Source organism: Streptomyces sp. NPDC014764 (assembly GCF_043082785.1).
Lineage (GTDB): Bacteria > Actinomycetota > Actinomycetes > Streptomycetales > Streptomycetaceae > Streptomyces > Streptomyces althioticus.
The window spans coordinates 400,210-420,175 of the sequence record NZ_JBIBXY010000006.1 but is presented as its reverse complement, the minus strand read 5'-3'; the positions used below and the strand labels follow the sequence as shown (position 1 = coordinate 420,175).

Annotated in this window: 17 protein-coding genes; 8 read left to right on the top strand and 9 right to left on the bottom strand. The window is 72.1% G+C overall.

Going from position 1 to position 19,966, the window contains the following annotated elements; translation table 11 throughout:
• Positions 1–36 precede the first annotated feature (36 nt).
• From iolD to iolC, 4 genes are read right to left on the bottom strand one after another with little or no spacing between them, the layout of a single operon-like run.
• Positions 37–1,908 (bottom strand): 3D-(3,5/4)-trihydroxycyclohexane-1,2-dione acylhydrolase (decyclizing), encoded by a 1,872-nt coding sequence (gene iolD / locus ACF1AG_RS18400; RefSeq protein ID WP_387795267.1) that lies wholly within the window; start codon positions 1,906–1,908, stop codon positions 37–39.
• On the bottom strand, positions 1,905–2,822 hold the full coding sequence (gene iolB, locus ACF1AG_RS18395; protein ID WP_359600817.1) for a 5-deoxy-glucuronate isomerase: 918 nt from the start codon (positions 2,820–2,822) through the stop codon (positions 1,905–1,907). The genes iolD and iolB overlap by 4 nt, the downstream gene beginning before the upstream one ends.
• Positions 2,823–2,859: 37 nt before the next feature.
• Positions 2,860–3,735, bottom strand: coding sequence for a deoxyribose-phosphate aldolase (locus tag ACF1AG_RS18390; protein ID WP_359600818.1), 876 nt, complete (start codon positions 3,733–3,735; stop codon positions 2,860–2,862).
• 13 nt (positions 3,736–3,748) lie between these two features.
• Positions 3,749–4,741: a 5-dehydro-2-deoxygluconokinase gene (gene iolC, locus ACF1AG_RS18385; protein ID WP_359600819.1), complete on the bottom strand. Its 993-nt coding sequence runs from the start codon at positions 4,739–4,741 to the stop codon at positions 3,749–3,751.
• A gap of 323 nt (positions 4,742–5,064) precedes the next feature.
• Between iolC and ACF1AG_RS18380 the strand changes: the two genes are divergently transcribed.
• From ACF1AG_RS18380 to ACF1AG_RS18360, 5 genes are read left to right on the top strand one after another with little or no spacing between them, the layout of a single operon-like run.
• Positions 5,065–6,084 carry a sugar ABC transporter substrate-binding protein gene (locus tag ACF1AG_RS18380; RefSeq protein WP_359600820.1) on the top strand — a complete coding sequence of 340 codons (1,020 nt, stop codon included), beginning with the start codon at positions 5,065–5,067 and terminating at the stop codon, positions 6,082–6,084.
• Positions 6,084–7,163, top strand: a complete 1,080-nt coding sequence (locus tag ACF1AG_RS18375; protein ID WP_359600821.1) for an ABC transporter permease — start codon at positions 6,084–6,086, stop codon at positions 7,161–7,163. Before ACF1AG_RS18380 ends, ACF1AG_RS18375 begins: the two co-directional genes overlap by 1 nt.
• A gap of 5 nt (positions 7,164–7,168) precedes the next feature.
• Positions 7,169–8,080 (top strand): ATP-binding cassette domain-containing protein, encoded by a 912-nt coding sequence (locus tag ACF1AG_RS18370; RefSeq protein ID WP_359600822.1) that lies wholly within the window; start codon positions 7,169–7,171, stop codon positions 8,078–8,080.
• A 1-nt stretch (position 8,081) separates the two neighbouring features.
• Positions 8,082–8,984, top strand: coding sequence for a sugar phosphate isomerase/epimerase (locus ACF1AG_RS18365; protein WP_359600823.1), 903 nt, complete (start codon positions 8,082–8,084; stop codon positions 8,982–8,984).
• Positions 8,985–9,015: 31 nt separating this feature from the next.
• Positions 9,016–10,035 carry a Gfo/Idh/MocA family oxidoreductase gene (locus tag ACF1AG_RS18360; RefSeq protein WP_359600824.1) on the top strand — a complete coding sequence of 340 codons (1,020 nt, stop codon included), beginning with the start codon at positions 9,016–9,018 and terminating at the stop codon, positions 10,033–10,035.
• A 43-nt stretch (positions 10,036–10,078) separates the two neighbouring features.
• Here ACF1AG_RS18360 and ACF1AG_RS18355 read toward each other — a convergent pair whose 3' ends face one another.
• The gene (locus tag ACF1AG_RS18355) at positions 10,079–10,753 is read right to left on the bottom strand and encodes a hypothetical protein (protein ID WP_391810042.1); all 675 of its coding nucleotides are present in this window, start codon (positions 10,751–10,753) and stop codon (positions 10,079–10,081) included.
• Positions 10,754–10,943: 190 nt separating this feature from the next.
• On the opposite strand from ACF1AG_RS18355, the gene ACF1AG_RS18350 reads away from it, so the two are divergent.
• The 3 genes from ACF1AG_RS18350 to ACF1AG_RS18340 all read left to right on the top strand — a co-directional run bounded on the left by ACF1AG_RS18350 (position 10,944) and on the right by ACF1AG_RS18340 (position 15,363).
• The gene (locus ACF1AG_RS18350; RefSeq protein WP_387795265.1) at positions 10,944–12,137 is read left to right on the top strand and encodes a HupE/UreJ family protein; all 1,194 of its coding nucleotides are present in this window, start codon (positions 10,944–10,946) and stop codon (positions 12,135–12,137) included.
• Between the two features lie 123 nt (positions 12,138–12,260).
• Positions 12,261–14,216: a fibronectin type III domain-containing protein gene (locus ACF1AG_RS18345; protein ID WP_391810041.1), complete on the top strand. Its 1,956-nt coding sequence runs from the start codon at positions 12,261–12,263 to the stop codon at positions 14,214–14,216.
• 127 nt (positions 14,217–14,343) lie between these two features.
• A complete protein-coding gene (locus tag ACF1AG_RS18340; RefSeq protein ID WP_391810040.1) occupies positions 14,344–15,363 on the top strand; it encodes a WxL protein peptidoglycan domain-containing protein in 1,020 nt (339 codons plus the stop codon).
• A 488-nt stretch (positions 15,364–15,851) separates the two neighbouring features.
• On the opposite strand, the gene ACF1AG_RS18335 is transcribed toward ACF1AG_RS18340, so the two are convergent.
• Genes ACF1AG_RS18335 through ACF1AG_RS18320 form a run of 4 tightly spaced genes read right to left on the bottom strand, consistent with a single transcriptional unit; the run spans position 15,852 to position 19,864 of the window.
• A complete protein-coding gene (locus tag ACF1AG_RS18335; RefSeq protein ID WP_391810039.1) occupies positions 15,852–16,862 on the bottom strand; it encodes a Gfo/Idh/MocA family protein in 1,011 nt (336 codons plus the stop codon).
• Positions 16,859–17,863 (bottom strand): Gfo/Idh/MocA family oxidoreductase, encoded by a 1,005-nt coding sequence (locus tag ACF1AG_RS18330; protein WP_359606573.1) that lies wholly within the window; start codon positions 17,861–17,863, stop codon positions 16,859–16,861. Before ACF1AG_RS18330 ends, ACF1AG_RS18335 begins: the two co-directional genes overlap by 4 nt.
• Before the next feature lie 34 nt (positions 17,864–17,897).
• On the bottom strand, positions 17,898–18,674 hold the full coding sequence (locus ACF1AG_RS18325; protein ID WP_359606575.1) for an SDR family oxidoreductase: 777 nt from the start codon (positions 18,672–18,674) through the stop codon (positions 17,898–17,900).
• Between the two features lie 14 nt (positions 18,675–18,688).
• On the bottom strand, positions 18,689–19,864 hold the full coding sequence (locus ACF1AG_RS18320) for a phytanoyl-CoA dioxygenase family protein (protein WP_387795262.1): 1,176 nt from the start codon (positions 19,862–19,864) through the stop codon (positions 18,689–18,691).
• Positions 19,865–19,966: the final 102 nt, after the last annotated feature.

The window sequence follows — 19,966 nt, the reverse complement described above, 5'->3', positions numbered from 1 at the left end:
CCTGTCGGGCTCCCGGTCGGAGCGCGGGGGACGGGTTCACAGGTGGCGGCGGCGCCCGGCGACCTGGGCGTCGTAGCGTTCGCGGGCCTGCCGGGCGGGCTCGCGGGTGGCGACCTCCGCCACCGGCACGTCCCACCAGGCCTCGGCCGGGGGAGCGGTCGGCGTCGGGTCGGTCTCGACGTAGACGCAGGTCGGACGGTCGGAGGCGCGGGCCTCCGCCAGCGCGGTGCGCAGCTCCCGCACCGTCTTCGCCCGCAGGACGTCCATGCCGAGACTGGCCGCGTTCGCCGCGAGGTCCACCGGCAGCGGGGCACCGGTGAAGGAGCCGTCGGCGGCGCGATGGCGGTAAGCGGTGCCGTACCGCTCGCCGCCGGTCTCCTCCGACAGACCGCCGATGGACGCGTAGCCGTGGTTCTGCACCAGCACCACGTTGACCGGCAGGCCCTCCTGGACGGCCGTCACGATCTCCGTGGGCATCATCAGGTACGTGCCGTCGCCGACGAGTGCCCAGACGGGCGTGCCGGGCGCGGCCTGCTGGACGCCCAGCGCGGCCGGGATCTCGTAGCCCATGCAGGAGTAGCCGTACTCCAGGTGGTACTGGCGCGGGCTGCGGGCGCGCCACAGCTTGTGCAGGTCGCCCGGGAGCGAGCCGGCCGCGTTGATCACCACGTCGTCGTCGCCGACCACCGCGTCCAGCGCGCCCACCACCTGCGTCTGGGTCGGCACGGCGGTGTCGTCCTCGGCGCGCAGCGCGGCCTCGACGACCGCGTCCCAGCGCGCCTTGCCCTGCCGGTACTCCGCCGCGTACGCCTCGTCCACGCGGTACCCGGCAAGTGCCTCCGTGAGCCGCTCCAGGCCGGTGCGCGCGTCGCAGACGAGGGGGCGGGCGGCGAGCTTGTGGGCGTCGAAGCCGGTGACGTTGACGTTCACGAACGTGACGTCCGGGTTCCGGAACAGGGTGCCGGAGGCGGTGGTGAAGTCGGTGTAGCGGGTGCCGACGCCGATCACCACGTCGGCGTCGCGGGCCAGCGCGTCACTCACCGCGGTGCCGGTGTGGCCGATGCCGCCCAGGTCGGCGGGGTGGTCGTGGCGCAGCGAGCCCTTGCCGGCCTGGGTGGAGGCGACGGGGACGCCGGTGGCGTCCACCAGCGCCCGCAGCGCGTCCTCGGCCTCGCTGTGGTGCACACCGCCGCCCGCGACGATCAGCGGCCGGCGGGCCGCCCGTACGGCCGCCACGGCCGCGTCCAGCTCCACCGGGTCCGGGGCGGGCCGCCGTACCGTCCACACCCGTTCGGCGAAGAACTCCTCCGGCCAGTCGTACGCCTCCGCCTGCACGTCCTGCGGCAGCGCGAGGGTGACGGCGCCGGTCTCGGCCGGGTCGGCGAGCACCCGCATCGCGTTCAGCGCGGACGCGATCAGCGCCTCCGGGCGGGTGATCCGGTCGAAGTACCGGGACACCGGGCGGAGCGTGTCGTTGACCGACACGTCGGCCTCGACGGGGTGCTCCAGCTGCTGGAGCAGCGGGTCGGCGGCGCGGGAGGCGAAGTAGTCGCCGGGCAGCAGCAGCACCGGCAGCCGGTTGATGGTGGCGAGCGCCGCGCCGGTGACCATGTTGGTCGCGCCGGGGCCGATGGACGTGGTCACCGCCTGCGCGGAGAGCCGGTTGAGCTGGCGGGCGTACCCGACGGCCGCGTGCACCATCGACTGCTCGTTGCGGCCCTGGTGGTACGGCATCGTGTCGCGGTACTCGACGAGCGCCTGTCCGAGCCCGGCGACGTTGCCGTGGCCGAAGATGCCCCAGGTGCCCGCGATCAGCCGGCGGCGCACACCGTCCCGCTCGGTGTACTGCGCGGACAGGAACCGCACCAGGGCCTGGGCGGTGGTCAGTCGGCGGGTGGTGGCGCTCATGCGGACCTCTCCGGTGCGGTGTAGAGGGGGAGTCGGGGGTCGACGGGCTGCTCGGGCCAGGTGTCGCGGATCCAGGCGTGGCCGGGGTGGTCGCAGATCAGCCAGGCGCGCTCGGCCTCGGGTCCGGCCATGACGTTGAGGTAGTACATGTGATGGCCGGGCACCGCCATGGACGGGCCGTGCCAGCCGTCCGGGATGAGGACGACGTCACCGTCGCGCACCTCCGCCAGAACGTCCGTGTCACGGCCCGGACCGGACGGGGAGACCCGCTGGTAGCCGAGGCCCGGCGTGCCGTCGTGGGCGGCGAACTCGAAGTAGTAGATCTCCTCCAGCACCGACTCCTCGCCCGGCCGGTGCTCGTCGTGCTTGTGCGGCGGGAACGACGACCAGTTGCCGCCCGGGGTGAGCACCTCGACCGCGATCAGCTTGTCGCACTCGAAACCCTGTCCTTCACCGCTTCCGGCGGGGGCCGCCGCCCCGAAGTTGTTGACCTGGCGGGAGCAGTTTCCGGTGCCGCGCAGTTCCACCGGCACGTCCGACGCCGGCCCGTACCGCGCGGGCAGCCGCCGCGAGCAGCGGGCGCCGGTCAGCGCGAACCGCCCGCCTTCCGCCGAGGACACGGTGACCCGGGCGTCGCGCGGTACATAGGCGAAGTCGGTGACGCCGTCGAAGACGCTCGTCCGGCCCGTGAGCGCGAACTCCTCGTGGCCGAAGTCGTCGTCCGAGGCGACCGTGCACGCGCCGGCCAGCGGCAGCACGATCCACTCGCTGTCCCCGGTGTCGAAGGTGTGCGAGCCGCCCGGCTCCAGCCGCAGCACCCGCAGTGAGGAGTACCCCCAGCCGGCGCTCCGCGGGCTCACGTCCACGGCGTACGGGCCGTCGGCGGCCCTGCCCGCGGGAAGGTGATGGGTCATGCGTGCCTCCGTCTGCGAACGTCGTCGTACGGACTTGTCACAACAGGCCGACGGCCGTGTCCACCGCCGTCTCCACACTGCCCTCGGCCGGGTAGAGCAGCGAGCGGCCGACGACCATGCCCTGCACGGTGGGCAGCCGCAGCGCCTTGCCCCAGCGCTCGTAGGCCGCCTCCTGGTCGCCGACCTCACCCCCGAGCAGCACCACCGGCAGCGTCGAGGTGCGCAGGACCTCGTCCATGTCGTCGACGTTCTCGGTGACCGGCAGCTTCAGCCAGGTGTAGGCGGAGGTGCCGCCGAGCCCGGAGGCGATCGCGATGGAGCGGGTGACGGCCTCGGCCGACAGGTCGTTGCGGACCCGGCCGTCCGCCCGGCGGGAGATGAACGGCTCCACGAACACCGGCAGGCGGCGCGCGGCCATCGCGTCGACGGCGCGGGCGGAGGCCTCCAGGGTGGTGAGCGAACCGGGGTCGTCGTAGTCGATGCGGACCAGCAGCTTGCCCGCGTCGAAACCGAGCCGCTCGATGTCCTCGGCGCGGTGGCCGGTGAAGCGGTCGTCCATCTCGAAGGAGGCCCCGGCCAGGCCGCCGCGGTTCATCGACCCCATGACGACCTTGTTCTCCAGCGCGCCCAGCAGGAGCAGGTCCTCCAGGATGTCGGCGGTGGCCAGCACCCCGTCCACGCCCGGCCGGGACAGTGCGACGCACAGGCGTTCCAGCAGGTCGGCCCGGTTCGCCATGGCCAGACGGCGGTCGCCTATGCCGAGCGCGCCCCGCGCGGGGTGGTCCGCGGCCACGATCATCAGCCGGCCGCTGTCGCCGATCAGCGGACGGCGGGTCCGGCGGGCGGCCGCCTCGGCGACGGCCTCGGGATGCCGGGCGCGGACCGTGGTGAGCTCGGGGATGCTGAGTTTCAAGGAAGGGCTCCGTTCAGGACTGGCTCGGCCGGCCGGCCGCGTCCGGCTCCGCGTCCCGTGCGAGGAGGTCGGCGACCTCCGGCCCGGTCGGCATGGCGGACGAGCAGGCGAGGCGCGAGGCGACGAGGGCGCCGGCCGCGTTGGCGTGGCGCATGGTCCGCTCCAGGTCCCAGCCGGAGAGCAGACCGTGGCAGAGCGAGCCGCCGAAGGCGTCGCCGGCGCCGAGGCCGTTGACCACCTCGACCGGCACCGGGGGCACCTCGGCGCGGGTGCCGTCCCGGTGCACGGCCAGCACACCCCGCGGACCCTGCTTGACCACGGCCAGCTCCACGCCCGCCGCCAGCAGCGCCTCGGCGCACGCCTCGGGCTCGCGCACCCCGGTGGCGACCTCGCACTCGTCGAGGTTGCCGACCGCGACCGTGGCGTGGCGCAGTGCCTCGCGGTAGTACGGGCGCGCCTGGTCCGGGTCCTGCCAGAACATGGGACGCCAGTCCAGGTCGAAGACGGTGGTGCCGGCCTTGGCCCGGGCCTCCAGGGCGGCCAGCGTGGCGGTGCGGCTCGGCTCCTCGCTCAGGCCGGTGCCGGTGATCCAGAAGATGCCGGCTGCGCGGATCGCCGGCAGGTCCAGCTCGTGCGGGTGGATCTCCAGGTCGGGCGCCTTGGGACGACGGTAGAAGTAGAGGGGGAAGTCGTCCGGCGGGAAGATCTCGCAGAAGGTGACGGGGGTCGGGTAGGCGGCCACCGGGGTCACCCAGCGGTCGTCCACACCGAAGTCCTTCAGCGCCTCGTGCAGATAGGCGCCGAAGGGGTCGTCGCCGGTGCGCGTGATCACCGCGGTGGAGCGGCCGAGCCGCGCCGCGGCGACCGCGACGTTGGCGGCCGATCCGCCCAGGAACTTCCCGAACGTCTCCACCTGCGACAACGGCACTCCGGTCTGCAAGGGATAAAGGTCGACCCCGATGCGACCCATGGTCACCAGGTCGAAATACTGTGGCGTGTCGGCCATTGAGCGACGCTCCTCGAGCAGCTGGGGATGCGGGGCCCAGGACGCCCTGCCACGGTGGGGACGTGCTTCCGGGGACCTGCCGCCTCCCAGGTGTAGGTCTCGAGGGGCGGCGGTGTCAATAGTTTGTACTTACATTCGGACGAGCGCGTGAAATGATGTCTTAACAAAGTATTGACAGCAGGCGGTTTTCGGGGATTGGATCGCGTCCCAGCACGAACCGCCGTGTGTGATGGCACACACCCCGGACTCCCGAGGTTCCGGGCACCGGACTCTCGGACTCCTCGCCCCCTTTTCCCCGTGAAGCACAGTGAGGTGCAGGACTGATGGACCGCTCTTCCCACCCCCGCTCCCGCAGAGTCGCCCCCTTCGTCGCGGCCGCGGCGGCAGCCGCCCTGGCTCTCGCCGGCTGCTCGAGCAGCAGCGGCGGCAAGAAGTCCGAGGAAGGCGGAGCGGACGCCTCGGCCGGAAAGGCCTCGACGCCGCAGATGACGGTCGCCCTGGTCACCCACCAGGCGCCCGGCGACACCTTCTGGGACATCGTGCGCAAGGGTGCGCAGACCGCCGCCGACAAGGACAACGTCAAGCTGATCTACTCGGCCGACCCGAACGCCGGCAACCAGGCCAACCTGGTGCAGAACGCCATCGACCAGAAGGTCGACGGCATCGCGGTCACCCTCGCCAAGCCGGACGCGCTCAAGGGCGTCATAGCGAAGGCCACCGCGGCCGGCATCCCGGTCGTCGGCCTGAACTCCGGACTGAGCGACTGGAAGGACCTCGGGCTGCTGGAGTTCTTCGGGCAGGACGAGACCGTCGCGGGCGAGGCGTTCGGCAAGAAGCTCAACGAGGTCGGCGCGAAGAACGCGGTCTGCGTCGTCCAGGAGCAGGGCAACATCGGCCTGACCCAGCGCTGCGCCGGCCTGGAGAAGACCTTCGAGGGCAAGACGCAGGTCCTCAACGTCAACGGCACCGACATGCCGTCGGTGAAGTCGACCATCACCGCCAAGCTGAAGCAGGACTCCTCCATCGACTACGTCGTCACCCTCGGCGCGCCCTTCGCGCCGACCGCGGTGCAGTCCGTCGAGGAGGCCGGCAGCAAGGCGAAGGTCGCCACCTTCGACCTGAACAAGGAGCTGACCGGAGCCATCCAGGAGGGCGACATCCAGTTCGCGGTGGACCAGCAGCCCTACCTCCAGGGCTACCTCGCCGTCGACGGCCTGTGGCTCTACAAGAACAACGGCAACTACAGCGGCGGCGGCGAGCAGCCCGTCCTGACCGGCCCGGCGTTCGTCGACAAGTCCAACGTCGAGGCGGTCTCCCAGTTCGCCGCGAAGGGCACCCGGTGATGAGCATGGCCCAACAGGCTGAGCCGGCGGCGACCACGCCGCCGGCCCCCGGCCCCGAACAGCAGAAGGACGGCCGCACCACGCGGCGCCCGCTGGCGCTGCGGCTGCTCGCCCGGCCCGAGGTCGGCGTGTTCCTCGGCGCCGTCGCGGTCCTCGTGTTCTTCCTGGTCGCCGCCCCGCCGGTGCGCGACGGCAGCTCGATGGCGAACATCCTGTACCAGTCGTCGACCATCGGGATCATGGCGCTGCCCGTGGCGCTGCTGATGATCGGCGGCGAGTTCGACCTCTCGGCCGGCGTCGCCGTCGTCACCTCGGCGCTCACCGCGAGCATGCTGAGCTACCAGCTCACCCTGAACGTGTGGATGGGCGTGATCGTCGCCCTCGTGGTGTCCCTCGCCGTCGGCTTCTTCAACGGCTGGATGCTGGTGAAGACCGGGCTGCCGAGCTTCCTCGTCACCCTGGGCACCTTCCTGATCCTCCAGGGCGTCAACCTCGCGGTGACCAAACTCGTCACCGGCAACGTCGCCACCGACAGCATCGCCGACATGGACGGCTTCGACCAGGCCAAGGCGCTCTTCGCCTCCAGCTTCGAGGTCGGGGGCGTCCAGGTGAAGATCACCGTGATCTGGTGGCTCGTCTTCGCCGCCCTCGCCACCTGGGTCCTGCTCCGCACCAAGTACGGCAACTGGATCTTCGCGGTCGGCGGCAACAAGGACAGCGCCCGCGCGGTCGGCGTCCCCGTCACCTTCACCAAGATCTCCCTGTTCATGCTGGTCGGCCTCGGCGCGTGGTTCGTCGGCATGCACAACCTGTTCTCCTTCAACACCGTGCAGTCCGGCGAGGGCGTGGGCCAGGAGCTCATCTACATCGCCGCGGCGGTCATCGGCGGCTGCCTGCTGACCGGCGGCTACGGCTCCGCGATCGGACCGGTCTTCGGCGCCTTCATGTTCGGCATGGTGCAGCAGGGCATCGTCTACGCCGGCTGGAACCCCGACTGGTTCAAGGCCTTCCTCGGCGTGATGCTGCTCGGCGCCGTCCTCATCAATCTGTGGGTCCAGCGCACGGCGACCCGGAGGTGACCGCAATGACCGACAAGACGACCGGCACCGACGGTGCCGTCCGCACGGACACCCCGGCCGACGGGGACCGCCCCCTGGTCGAGCTCCGCGCCGCCGGCAAGTCCTACGGCAACATCCGCGCCCTGCACGGCGTGGACCTGACCGTCCACCCCTCCAGGGTGACCTGCGTCCTCGGCGACAACGGCGCCGGCAAGTCCACCCTCATCAAGATCGTCTCAGGGCTGCACCAGCACACCGAGGGCGAGTTCCTCGTCGACGGCGAACCGGTGCGCTTCTCCACCCCGCGCGAGGCCCTCGACAAGGGCATCGCCACCGTCTACCAGGACCTCGCGGTCGTCCCGCTGATGCCGGTCTGGCGGAACTTCTTCCTCGGCTCCGAGATGACCAAGGGCCCCTGGCCGCTGCGCCGCCTCGACATCGACCGCATGAAGCGGACAGCCGACGAGGAACTGCGCAACATGGGCATCGTCCTGGACGACCTGGAGCAGCCCATCGGCACGCTCTCCGGCGGCCAGCGCCAGTGCGTGGCGATCGCCCGCGCCGTCTACTTCGGTGCCCGCGTCCTCATCCTCGACGAGCCCACCGCCGCCCTCGGCGTCAAGCAGTCCGGCGTCGTCCTGAAGTACATCGCCATGGCCCGCGACCGCGGCCTCGGCGTCATCTTCATCACCCACAACCCGCACCACGCCTACATGGTCGGCGACCAGTTCAACGTGCTGCGCCTGGGCACCCTGGAGCTCAGCGCCGACCGCAGCCAGGTCAGTCTCGAGGAGCTGACCAACCACATGGCCGGCGGCGCGGAACTGGCCGCGCTCAAGCACGAGCTGGCGCAGGTCCGCGGCGTCGACACGGAGGGTCTGCCGGAGTCCGGCGACCTCCGGGCACCCACGGCCGCAACCCCGGAAGGGAAGTCCTGACATGGCAGTCGCCCTCGACCGCATCCGGGTCGGTTCCGCCCCCGACTCCTGGGGCGTCTGGTTCCCCGACGACCCGCAGCAGGTGCCCTGGCAGCGCTTCCTCGACGAGGTCGCCGAGGCCGGCTACTCCTGGATCGAACTCGGCCCCTACGGCTACCTGCCGACCGATCCGGCCCGCCTCACCGACGAGGTGCGCAGCCGCGGCCTGAGCGTCTCCGCCGGCACCATCTTCTGCGGGCTGCACCGCGGCCCCTCCGAGTGGGACTCCACCTGGGAGCAGGTCAGCCGCGTCGCCGCGCTCACCCAGGCGATGGACGCACAGCACCTGGTCGTCATCCCGTCGTTCTGGCGGGACGACAAGACCGCCGAGATCCTGGAGCCGCCGGAGCTCACCACCGAGCAGTGGGGCCACCTCACCCGGGGCATGGAACGCCTCGGCCGCGAGGTGAAGGAGACGTACGGGCTCGACATCGTCGTCCACCCGCACGCCGACACCCACATCGACACCGAGGAACACGTCGAGCGCTTCCTCGACTCCACCGACTCGGGTCTGGTCAGCCTCTGCCTCGACACCGGTCACTACGCCTACTGCGGCGGCGACAGCGTCAAGCTGATCGAGACCTACGGCGAGCGCATCGGCTACCTGCACCTCAAGCAGGTCGACCCGGAGATCCTCGCCGACGTCGTCAAGAACGAGATCCCGTTCGGGCCCGCCGTCCAGCGCGGCGTGATGTGCGAGCCGCCCGCCGGCGTGCCGGAACTGGGCCCGGTCCTCACGGCCGCGCAGAAGCTGGGCGTGGACCTGTTCGCGATCGTCGAGCAGGACATGTACCCCTGCGAGCCGGACAAGCCGCTGCCCATCGCGGTGCGCACCCGCAAGTTCCTCCGCTCCTGCGGCGCCTGAACCACCACACCCGGACCGGGAGGCGACACACATGAACGGGCGCGAGCCCCTCGGCATCGCCGTCATCGGCACCGGCCGCATGGGCGCCGACCACGTGCGGCGGATCGACCGGGTGATCAGCGGGGCGCGGGTCGCCGCGGTCGTCGACGTCGACGAGGAACGGGCCAAGGCCGTCGCGGCCGGCGTCGACGGCTGCACCGCCCACACCGACGCCGACGAGGCGATGGCGGCGCCGGGCGTCGACGCCGTGCTCATCGCCTCCTCGGGACCCGCCCACGAGGCGGCCCTGCTCGGCGCGTTCGCACGCGACCTGCCCGTCCTGTGCGAGAAGCCGCTCACCCCCGACGCGGCCTCCGCGCTGCGCGTCATGGAGGCCGAACTGGCCCTCGGCCACCGCCGGGTGCAGGTCGGCTTCATGCGCCGCTACGACACCGAGTACGTCCGCCTCAAGGCGCTGCTCGGGACCGGGCAGCTGGGCCGGCCGCTGATGCTGCACAACCGCCACCGCAACGTGGCCAGCCCGCCCTTCTTCACCAGCTCCATGCTGATCAGCGACTCCGTCGCCCACGAGGTCGACGCCACCCGCTGGCTGCTGGGCCACGAGATCACCGCCGTGACGGTGCTCCGGCCGACGCCCTCCTCGGGCTCCCCCGACGGACTGCGCGACCCGCAGTTCGTCGTCCTGGAGACGGACGGCGGCGCCCTCTCCGACGTCGAGATCTTCGTCAACTGCGGCTTCGGCTACCAGGTGCAGGCCGAGGCGGTCTGCGAACGCGGCACCGCCCGCATCGGCGACGGCCACCAGCTCGTCACCAACATGGCAGGACGCTGGGGCGGCACCATCACCCAGGACTGGACCGAACGCTTCGCCCAGGCCTACGACGACGAGGTGCAGGCGTGGGTCGACGCCACCCGCCGCGGCGAGGTCACCGGCCCCAGCACCTGGGACGGCTACGCCGCCGCGGCCGTCTGCGAGGCCGGCGTCCGGGCGCTCGAACAGGGCGGACGGGTCGAGGTCGAGCTCGCGGAGGAGCCGCCCCTGTACGCCTGATTCCGCGTTCCCCGCAGGGCCGGCCGTGACCGCACGGCCGGCCCTACGCCGTGTCGTCCAGCCACACGACGATCCCGGTGAGGCCGTTGAGCACCGCCGCCACCCCCGCCCGCACGGCGGCCCCGCACCGGGCCGCCGTGAACGACGCGGGGTCGTACGTCGACGACATGCCGAGCCCTTCGCCGCGGAAGGAAGCCCCGCTCCAGTCGGCCGCCGTGACGTTCTCCGTCGGCTCGGCCAGCTCCGCACCCACCACCAGGAACTGCTGGTCCAGATGGCTCGGCGTGACGGCCGCGAGCGGGTCCACCAGGTCGTTGCCGGCGCCGACGACGAGGTCCGGGCCCATGTCGATCGCCTCGCGGACCGACGCGACGTAGCGGGCGGGGTCGTCGGCGGTCACCGTGCGCAGGTCGACGTCCTCCTCCTCGGCCCAGTCCCGCACGGCCTTCACCAGCGCCCGGGTCGGCCGGTCGTCCCCGGCGGTCAGCAGCACCACCCGGTAGTCCTCCGGCGGGTGCACGCCGTCCCACGACCCGGGGCGTGGGGTGACCGTCGCCTCCGGGGTGGGGGTGGCCGTCGGGTCGGTGAAACCCGGTCCGAGCACGCCCACGGGGGTGGGAGCGGCGTGCGGCCGCGACCAGTTGTCGGCCGAGGCGCATCCGGAGACCAGGGTGGCGACCGCCGCCAGCGCGGCGGCGGCCCGAAGCGGTGAGCGCAAGACGATCGTCCCTCTGAGCGGTGGCGGGTGCGGTGGTGCGCGGATGGGCGCGCCCCCATCCTGCGCCGCCGCACGCCCTCACCCACCCCGTCGAGGGCCCGGGAACGGGTTGTTGTCCGACGTTTCGCCGCCGCGTCGGACGCCGTTCATCCCACCCGCGCACGGTGCTCCGGAAACCTGAAGGAGCACCATGTCACAGCGGATTCGCCGCACTCTTCTCACCCTGTGCCTGACCGTCGCCGCACTCGCCGGGTTCGGCGGGCAGGCACAGGCGCACGGCTTCACCTCCACCGTGTACGCCGACGTCGTCGAAACCGACGGCCGGCCCCGCACCACTCTGCAGCTCGAATACGACCTCCTCGTCGTCTCCGCCGCCGACGCGGAGGACGACGACGCCCTCTTCCGGGAGGGCACGGCAGCCTTCGAGAACGGCGACGACCGCACCAGGGCCCGGGTGCTCGACGACCACGCGGAGGCCGCGGTCGGCTACGTCACCCGGCGCTTCTTTCTCACCTCCGGGGGCCGGGCCTGTACCGCCCACCGGGCGGGCGACGTCACCATGACCCGGCGCGAGGGCGTCCCGTACGCCGTCCTCGTCCTCGACTGGACCTGTGCGGACGGCGACGGAACGGTGCTGCGCAGCACGCTCTTCCCCGACCGGGAGCAGTACGTCAAGGACACGAAGACGATCGTCACGTACGCCGTCGACGGACTCTCCGGCAGCGCCGCGCTCGACGCCGCCCACCCGTCCTTCTCCCTCGACCAGGCCTGGTACGAGCGGTTCGCGGAGTTCTTCCGCCTGGGCGCCGAGCACCTGCTGACCGGCATCGACCACATCCTGTTCCTGCTGGCCCTGATCGTGGGCTCGCGCAGCCCGCGCGAGGTCGTGCTCGCCGCGACGAGCTTCACGCTGGCCCACTCGGTCACCTTCCTGCTCGCCGCGCTCGGTGTGGTGGACGTCCCCGCGGGCGTCGTGGAACCCGTCATCGCCGCGTCGATCGCCGTCGTCGCGGGCTGGCACCTGTGGCGGCTCGCCCGCCGGGCCGACCGCCCGCCCACGCCGGGGCGGGGCCACTTCCGGCTCGACCGGGCCGGCTGGACCCGGCTCGCCGTCGTGTTCTGCTTCGGGCTGGTGCACGGGCTCGGGTTCGCGGGGGCGCTGGGCATCGACGCGGCGTGGTCCTGGACCCTGCTCTGGTCGCTGGCGGTGTTCAACCTCGGGATCGAGGCGGTGCAGCTGGCGCTCATCGGGCTCACCTTCCCGGCGCTGGCGGCCCTGCGGCGGCGAGCGCCCCGCGCGGGCCGCCTCGTCACCGGGCTCGTCGCCGCCGGGGTCGCCGTCATGGGCCTGATCTGGTGCGTGCAGCGCATTACCGAAACCTGAACCGCCCTTGACGGAACGTTCAGGCAAGGCGGCCGGATCGTTCCCCGCCGGTTCATGGCGGGCCGACACCGTTCACACCGCCACATCCGTGCACTCATGAACGCACAAGGAACGAAAGAACGCATGAGACCCAGCAGCAAGACCCAGACCGACGGCTCCGTCGGACGCCGTGTCGCCGGCGGCGCCGCCACGGTCGTCCTGGGACTGACCATGGCCCTCGGCAGCGGGGCGGCGGCCCCGGCCGTCGCCGCCGACTCCGCCGCACTGTCCGGCGTCGTCCTCGGCGTCGGCGCGGACGAGACCCAGCGGACCGTCACCTGGTACTCCTCGGCGGACACCGCGCAGGAGCTCCAGGTCGCCCCCACCGCCACGCTCGTCGGCGGCGAGTTCCCCGCCGGCGCGGCCACCTTCGCCGCCACGGGCGGCGCCAACATCGCCTCCAGCGGCGGCTTCAACCGCCATGCCACCGCCACCGGGCTCAAGGAGAACGTCGAGTACTCCTACCGGGTCGGTTCCGAGGGCAACTGGTCGAAGACCTACACCTTCAAGACGCGTGACTTCGAGGGCGACTACGACTTCCTGTTCCTCGGCGACCCGCAGATCGGCTCCAGCGGCGACGCGCGGAAGGACGGCGTCGGCTGGGCCGACACCCTCAAGGTGGCAACCGAGGCCAACCCCGACGCGGAACTGCTCGTGTCCGGCGGCGACCACGTCGAGAGCGCCAACAACGAGGAGCAGTGGACGTCGTTCCTCGGCCCCGACCAGCTCCGTCAGGTCCCGCTCGCCGCGACCATCGGCAACCACGACGTCGGTGGCAAGGCCTACGAGCAGCACCACTTCACGCCCAACACCGACAAGTCCGACGCGTACTACGACAAGGACGCGGCGACCCGGTCCGGCGGTGACTACTGGTTCATCCACAAGGATGTGCTGTTCATCGACATCAACAGCAACGCCCAGAGCGACACCAAGGACGCCCAGCACGTCGAGTACATCACCGACGTCATCAAGAAGCACGGCTCGGAAGCCAAGTGGAAGGTGCTGGTCTACCACCACTCCATCTACTCGCCCGCCAGCCACTCCTACGACCAGGGCAACAAGGACCGCCGCAAGGACTTCACCACGGCGTTCTCCGACCTGGGCATCGACATGGTGCTGCAGGGCCACGACCACAGCTACTCGCGCAGCTACGCCATCAAGAACGGCCAGAAGGCCGATCCGACGGAGCAGCCGGGCCAGGCCGAGGTCTACCCGGGCCCGGGCGGCGTCATCTACGTGACCGCCAACTCCGCCTCGGGCTCGAAGTACTACGACATCAAGAAGCCCGACAACTCCGGCACGGGCGTCCAGGGCAACGGCCCCGACCCGCTCAACCCGGAGAACTTCTGGTTCAACTCGGTGGAGAACCAGGAGCACGTGCGGTCGTACGTCCGGGTCAAGGTACGGTCCGACAAGCTGGTCCTGGAGAACGTCCGCTCCGGCACCTGCGACGCGCCCAACCCGGCCGTCGACAACGGCAACGTCCCCTGCTCCAACCCGGACAAGCCGGTCGGCTCGGTGGTCGACAAGGTCACCGTGCACCCGTACAACGGTGACGGGCAGTCACTCCAGGTGAACGTCCCGGACGCGGCGCCCGGCGAGTTCGGCTGGACCATCGACGGCTACAACGGCCTGGTCGACCTCGGTACGGCCAAGGAGCGCGACGGCGACCACTTCGAGGCCACCGGCAAGATCAACCCGCTCCGGGTGACCGACAGCCGCCGCTCGCTCTCGCCCTGGTCGGTCTCGGCCAACGTCAGTGACTTCCAGGATGCCGGCAAGAACTTCGCCGGCTCCTACCTCGGCTGGAAGCCGTACGTCCTCAACGGCGGCGCGGGCGCCAAGGCGGCCTCCGCAGTGGCCTCCGGTTACGACGACAAGGGTGCCGGTCTGTCCGTCTCGCGGGGGCTCGCCTCCGCCGAGCAGGGCCACCCGCGGGGCGAGGCCCGGCTGGGTGCCGACCTGGACCTGAAGATCCCGGACAGTGTCGCGAAGGGCTCCTACCGGGCGACCCTCACGATCACCGCGCTGAGCAGTTGATCCGTCCGACGGCGTGGCGGGGCACGCACCTTGTGTGCCCCGCCACGCCTCCCGCTCCTGGAGAACCCCCCATATGCACGTGCTCGCCGTCTCCCGATGGACACCCCGCCTTCCCGTTCGCCTCCCCATGCTTGTCCGCGCCGCCGTCCTCGGCCTGCTGACGGTGCTCGCGCTCGTCTGCGCGCACCCGACTCCCGCGGCGGCCGCCGACGGCGACGTCAGCTGGCGGGTCCGCACCGGCGCCAACGCCTACGGCGACGACCGCTCCAGCTTCAGCTACGCGGTGAACCCGGGCGGCACGGTCGAGGACACCATGGTCGTCACCAACCGCGGCAAGGCGCCGCTGCGGCTCGCCGTCTACGCCTCCGACGGCTACACCACCGACGCCGGACAGCTCGACCTGCTCACCCGCGACAGGAAGTCCACCGGCGTGGGCGCGTGGACCCGTCCGAAGGTCACCGCCGTCACCGTCGCGCCCGGCAAGTCGGCCGACGTCCCCTTCACCGTCACCGTCCCCGAGAACGCCACCCCCGGCGACCACGTGGGCGGCCTCCTCACCTCCCTCAAGCAGGCCGACACCGCCGCCGGCATCAACGTCGACCGGCGCCTCGGCCTCCGTGTCGCCGTCCGGGTCGGCGGCGAGCTGAAGCCGCGGCTCGCGGTGGAGGACGTACACCTCGACTACCACGGCAGCGCGGGCCCCTTCTCGAAGGGCTCGGCCACCGTCACCTACACGGTCCACAACACGGGCAACGCCCTGCTCTCCGGGCGTCAGGAGGTCGCCGTGCGGGGGCCGTTCGGATGGCTGCGCACGGCCGCGGACGACCTGCCCGACACGCCCGCGCTGCTGCCGGGGGAGCGGTGGAAGGTGACGGTGCCTGTGGCGGACGTCGCCCCGGGGGTCCGGCTCACGGCCACCGCGAAGGTGCTGCCCCTGCTGACGGACGCCTCCGGGTCCACGACCCCGCTGAAGCCGGTCGAGGCGAGTGCGGGCGCGTGGGCCGTCCCGTGGACGCTTGCGCTGATCGTGCTGCTGCTGATCGCGGCGGTCTCCGCGATCGTGCTCCTCGCCCGCCGCAACCGCACCCGCCGCAAGGCCCGCGAGGCGGCGCTGGTGCGCGACGCGGTGAAGGCAGCAATGGGCTGAGGTCAGGCCGGTGGGGGGTGAGGTAACGCGTCTGCGGCGCGGGGTGCTGTGGGGGTGAGGGCCTAGGTCCGACGCCTGTGGCGCGGGGTTCTGTCCGGTGGGGGCTGGGGTCGCGTGCCTGCGGTGCAGGGTTGCGGTCGGTGGGGGCGGGCGTAGCGCCTACGGCGGGTGGGTGGTGCGGGGCCGCGGTGGGGGTGGTCGTCCTCGGTCTGGCGCGATCGTGCCTGTCGGCAAGTGAACGGTGCGGACGCGCCAGCCGCTGCGGGCGCCCACCCCCACCCCGTCCCCTCCCCGCCGTGTGCGGCCACACCGACACCGGTGGCGGGCACACGCCGCGCAGTCCGCGGGCATTCGTGCCCCCCAGGGCGATGGGGATACCTCCCGCTCGAGCGAAGCCGAGAGTGGGGAGGGCGGGCGCGGCGGCACCTCGTTGGCGGCGAGGTGCGCCGACCACCCCCCGGCCCACAGCAACACCGGTACCGGCGTGATCAGCGCTCCGTGCGGGGCCGCGGCCCCAACCCCGCCGCCGTGTAACACGCGTCCACCAGCCGCATCGTCTCGACCGCATCGACCGCGTCGAGAGGCATCGGCGTCCCCCGCCGCACCCGGGCGGCGAAGGCCTCCAGCTGGTACGCGTACGACGAGCGCGTGCCCAGATGCTCCGTGCGTTCGCCGTCGCCGGTGCGGATCACGACCCGGTCGTCCTGGTGCGGCAGCACGAAGTTCGGGGCCGTGGCCTCGCCCCGCGTGCCGACGAAACGCAGGCTCATCTCCAGACGGTCGTACGCCATGTGGCAGCGGGCCGTGCCGGTGGCGCCCCCCGGGAACAACAGGTCGGCGTCCAGCCACTCGTCCACGCCCGGCGCGCCCGCCCGCTCCCCGGCCCGCGCCGCGACCGGGCGCGGTGCGCCGCCCGCCCACGGTGCGAGCACGCGCAGGGCGTGCAGGCCGTAGCAGCCGAGGTCCATCAGGGCGCCGCCGGCAAGACGCAGGGACCAGCGCGGGTCGTCGGGCTCGGGGGCGGGGATCGCCACCATCGCCTCCGCGTGCCGGAGTTCGCCCAGTTCGCCGGAGGCCAGCAGCTCGTGAAGCCGCCGGGTGACCGGGTGGAAGAGGTAGTGGAAGGCCTCCATGAAGACCGTGCCGGACGTCGCGGCGGCCTCCCGTACCTCCTGGGCCTCCGCTGCGTTGCTCGCCGACGGCTTCTCCGTCAGGACGTGCTTGCCGGCCGCCAGCGCGGCCAGGTTCCACGGGCCGTGGAGCCCGTTGGCCAGCGGGTTGTAGACCACCTCGACCTCGGGGTCGGCGATGAGATCGGCGTAGGAGTTGTGCGTCCGCTCCACACCGTGCGCGGCGGCGAAGGCCTCGGCGCGGGAGCGGTCGCGGGCGGCCACCGCGACCAGGCGGTGGCCGCCGGACCGGGCCGGGGCGACGAGGGCGCGCTCCGCGATGCGAGCGGCCCCCAGGATTCCGATGCGCAGTGGAGCGGACTCGCTCATGCCTGCCGTACCTCCTCGAGGGTGACGGGACGGTGTTCGTGCAGCGACAGTGTGCACGCCTCGGCGATCCAGCCCGCCTCGAGGGCGTCCTCGATCGTGCACGGGGACGGGCGGGAGCCCGCCACCACCTCGGTGAACGCGAGGAGTTCGGCGCGGTAGGCGTCGGTGAAGCGGTCCATGAAGAAGTCGTGCGGCACGCCCGCCGGGAAGGTGACGCCGGGTTCGACCGAGCGCAGCGGCAGCTTGTCCTCCAGGCCCACCGCGATGGAGTCGGTGAAGCCGTGGATCTCCATGCGGACGTCGTAACCCCGGGCGTTGTGGCGGCTGTTGGAGACCACCGCGAGGGTGCCGTCGTCCAGGGTGAGGATGGCGCCCGTGGTGTCGGCGTCGCCCGCCTCCTTGATGAAGTCGGCGCCCCGGTTGCCGCCGGCCGCGTACACCTCGGTCACCTCGCGGCCGGTCACCCAGCGGATGATGTCGAAGTCGTGCACCGAGCAGTCGCGGAAGATGCCCCCGGACGCGGCGATGTACGCGGCGGGCGGCGGTGCCGGGTCCAGGGTCGTCGAGCGCACGGTGTGGAGCTTGCCCAGCTCGCCTGCCCGGACCGCGGAGCGGGCGGCCACGAAGCCGGTGTCGAAGCGGCGGTTGTAGCCGATCTGGACCGGCACGTCCCGGCCCGCGACGGCCTTCAGCACCTCGACGCCCTCGGTCATCGTGCGGGCGACCGGTTTCTCGCAGAAGACGGGGACGCCCGCCTCGACGCAGGCCGTGATCAGGTGCGGGTGGGCGTCGGTCGCGGCGGCGACGACCACGCCGTCCACACCGGCCGCGAGCACCGCCTCGGGGGAGTCCGCGACCTGCGCGCCGAAGCGCTCCGCGGCGGCCTTCGCGGCGTCCGCGAACGGGTCGGAGACGACGAGGGACTCGACGGCGTCGAGCCCGGACAGGGTCTCGGCGTGGAAGGCGCCGATGCGGCCGAGGCCGAGGATTCCGATGCGCATGTGGTGGTGCTCCTTGGTGAGAGGGCGGGGCAGGTCAGTCGAGGCCGCCGAGGACGTTCTGGTCCCAGTCGACGACGGAGCCGGTGACCACCCCGGAGCGGTCGGAGAGCAGCAGGACCACGAAGTCGGCGATCTCGTCCGGCTGGCCGAGCTTGCCCATCGGCAGCCGTGCGGCGGCCTGCTCCCGCCAGTCGTCGCCGGCGCCGTGGAAGGTGCGCTGTGTGGCGTCCTCTCCCTCGGTCGCGGTCCAGCCGATGTTCAGACCGTTGATGCGGATGCGGTCCCACCGGTGGGCGTGCGCCGCGTTGCGGGTCAGGCCCATCAGACCCGCCTTGGCGGCGACGTAGGGGGCGAGGAACGGCTGTCCGCCGTGCGCCGAGGAGGTGATGACGTTGACGATCGTGCCGGGCTCGGCGCGCCGCACCATGTCCGCCACGGCGGCCTGCATGGCGAAGAACGGCGCCTTGAGGTTGATCGCGATGTGCTGGTCGAACAGGTCGGGTGTGGTGTCCAGGAGCGTGCCGCGTGAGGTCAGTCCGGCGGAGTTCACCAGGCAGTCGATGCGGCCGTACGCCTGTACCACCTGGGCGACCGTGTCCTTGGCCTGCTCGGCGTCGGCCAGGTCGGCCCGTACGAACATGGCCTTGCCGCCCTGCCCGGCCAGTTCGGCGACCAGCGCCTCGCCCGCCTCCGGGCGGCGGCCGCTGACCGCCACGACCGCGCCTTCGCGCACCGCGGCCCGTGCGACGGCGGCACCCACACCCTGGCTGCCGCCGTTGACGAGGACGACCTTGTCGTCGAGGAGTCCCATGATGTCCTTTCGGGTCAGCTCGCGCGGCGGGCGGCCGCGGCCCGCAGTTCGTCGCGCAGGGCTCGGGGGGTCGAGCCCTCGCGCAGCGCCCTGCGTACCACGTCGGCCTGGGACGGCGGGGCGAGGCCGTCGACCGGCGGGTCGTTGTCCAGGTTGGTGGGGAACGGGTAGCCCTCCGCGCTCGCCGCGATCACGTTCTCCAGCCACTGCTCCGAGGCGCCCTCGGCCTTGCGGGCCAGCAGCACCGGGTAGACGGCGCCCACCACGGCCTCGCGGTCCACGGTCTCCATGGCCCGGCCGAAGGCGGACGACACCTGGAGCAGGTTGGCCGCGCGCCGGATGTCCGTCGAGTGGTTGGCGCCGGCGGCGTGGAACAGCGCCGGGTTGAAGAACACCGCGTCACCCTTGGCCAGGGGGAGCTGGATGTGGTGGTCGTCGAAGTACGCCTGGAACTCGGGCAGCCGCCAGGCGAGGTAGCCGGGCCCGAACTTCTGCGAGTGCGGCAGGTACATCGTCGGCCCGGACTCCACCGGCATGTCGCAGTGCGCGACGGCGCCCTGGAGGGTGAGCACGGGGGAGAGGCGGTGCACGTGCGCCGGGTAGGCGGCGGCCGTCTCGTTCGACAGGAAACCCAGGTGGTAGTCACGGTGCACGGTCTGCGCCGCACCGCCCGGGTTCACCACGTTGACCTGCGAGGTCACCTGGTAGCCGGGGCCCAGCCAGGCCGTGGACACCAGGGCGACCATGTCGTTCGCGTAGTAGTCGGCGAACGTCTCCGGGTCGTGCAGCGCGGCCTTCTCCAGCGCGTTCCACACCCGGTCGTTGGCGCCCGGCTTCGCGAAGTGGTCGCCGGCGGTGGCGCCCGACGCCCGCTGCTGGGCGATCAGGGCGTCGAACACGGCGGTGGCCCGGTCCACCACCGAGGTGTCGGAGAAGGCGCCGCGGATCGCCACGATGCCGGGGCCGTCGGCGAGGGCGCGGACCAGCTCGGCCTGCGCGGTGCGGCGGTCGGCGAGCGCGAGCCGCTCGGCGTCGTAGAGCAGCACGTTCCGCTCGACCGCGGAGGCCAGCGGGTACGAGGAGGCGTCGGTCGACTGCTCGACCAAGGCGCGGAAGGCGTCCAGATCACAGTCCCGCTCCGACAGCCAGGCGGCCGGCGCGGGGGTCTGCACGGAAGACGATGCGGACATGGAGTCGTCCCTTCGGGTCACGGAGCGACGCTGGTGATGTCATTCTTGTCAGAACAAACCCCTCGCACCACCATCAGGAACCCATCAAAAACCCCTCAGGAG

Coding starts and splice junctions, on each gene's coding strand:
- iolD (WP_387795267.1), bottom strand. CDS start 1,908: ATGAGCGCCACCACCCGCCGACTGACCACCGCCCAGGCCCTGGTGCGG.
- iolB (WP_359600817.1), bottom strand. CDS start 2,822: ATGACCCATCACCTTCCCGCGGGCAGGGCCGCCGACGGCCCGTACGCC.
- iolC (WP_359600819.1), bottom strand. CDS start 4,741: ATGGCCGACACGCCACAGTATTTCGACCTGGTGACCATGGGTCGCATC.
- ACF1AG_RS18380 (WP_359600820.1), top strand. CDS start 5,065: ATGGACCGCTCTTCCCACCCCCGCTCCCGCAGAGTCGCCCCCTTCGTC.
- ACF1AG_RS18375 (WP_359600821.1), top strand. CDS start 6,084: ATGAGCATGGCCCAACAGGCTGAGCCGGCGGCGACCACGCCGCCGGCC.
- ACF1AG_RS18370 (WP_359600822.1), top strand. CDS start 7,169: ATGACCGACAAGACGACCGGCACCGACGGTGCCGTCCGCACGGACACC.
- ACF1AG_RS18365 (WP_359600823.1), top strand. CDS start 8,082: ATGGCAGTCGCCCTCGACCGCATCCGGGTCGGTTCCGCCCCCGACTCC.
- ACF1AG_RS18360 (WP_359600824.1), top strand. CDS start 9,016: ATGAACGGGCGCGAGCCCCTCGGCATCGCCGTCATCGGCACCGGCCGC.
- ACF1AG_RS18350 (WP_387795265.1), top strand. CDS start 10,944: ATGTCACAGCGGATTCGCCGCACTCTTCTCACCCTGTGCCTGACCGTC.
- ACF1AG_RS18345 (WP_391810041.1), top strand. CDS start 12,261: ATGAGACCCAGCAGCAAGACCCAGACCGACGGCTCCGTCGGACGCCGT.
- ACF1AG_RS18340 (WP_391810040.1), top strand. CDS start 14,344: ATGCTTGTCCGCGCCGCCGTCCTCGGCCTGCTGACGGTGCTCGCGCTC.
- ACF1AG_RS18335 (WP_391810039.1), bottom strand. CDS start 16,862: ATGAGCGAGTCCGCTCCACTGCGCATCGGAATCCTGGGGGCCGCTCGC.
- ACF1AG_RS18330 (WP_359606573.1), bottom strand. CDS start 17,863: ATGCGCATCGGAATCCTCGGCCTCGGCCGCATCGGCGCCTTCCACGCC.
- ACF1AG_RS18325 (WP_359606575.1), bottom strand. CDS start 18,674: ATGGGACTCCTCGACGACAAGGTCGTCCTCGTCAACGGCGGCAGCCAG.
- ACF1AG_RS18320 (WP_387795262.1), bottom strand. CDS start 19,864: ATGTCCGCATCGTCTTCCGTGCAGACCCCCGCGCCGGCCGCCTGGCTG.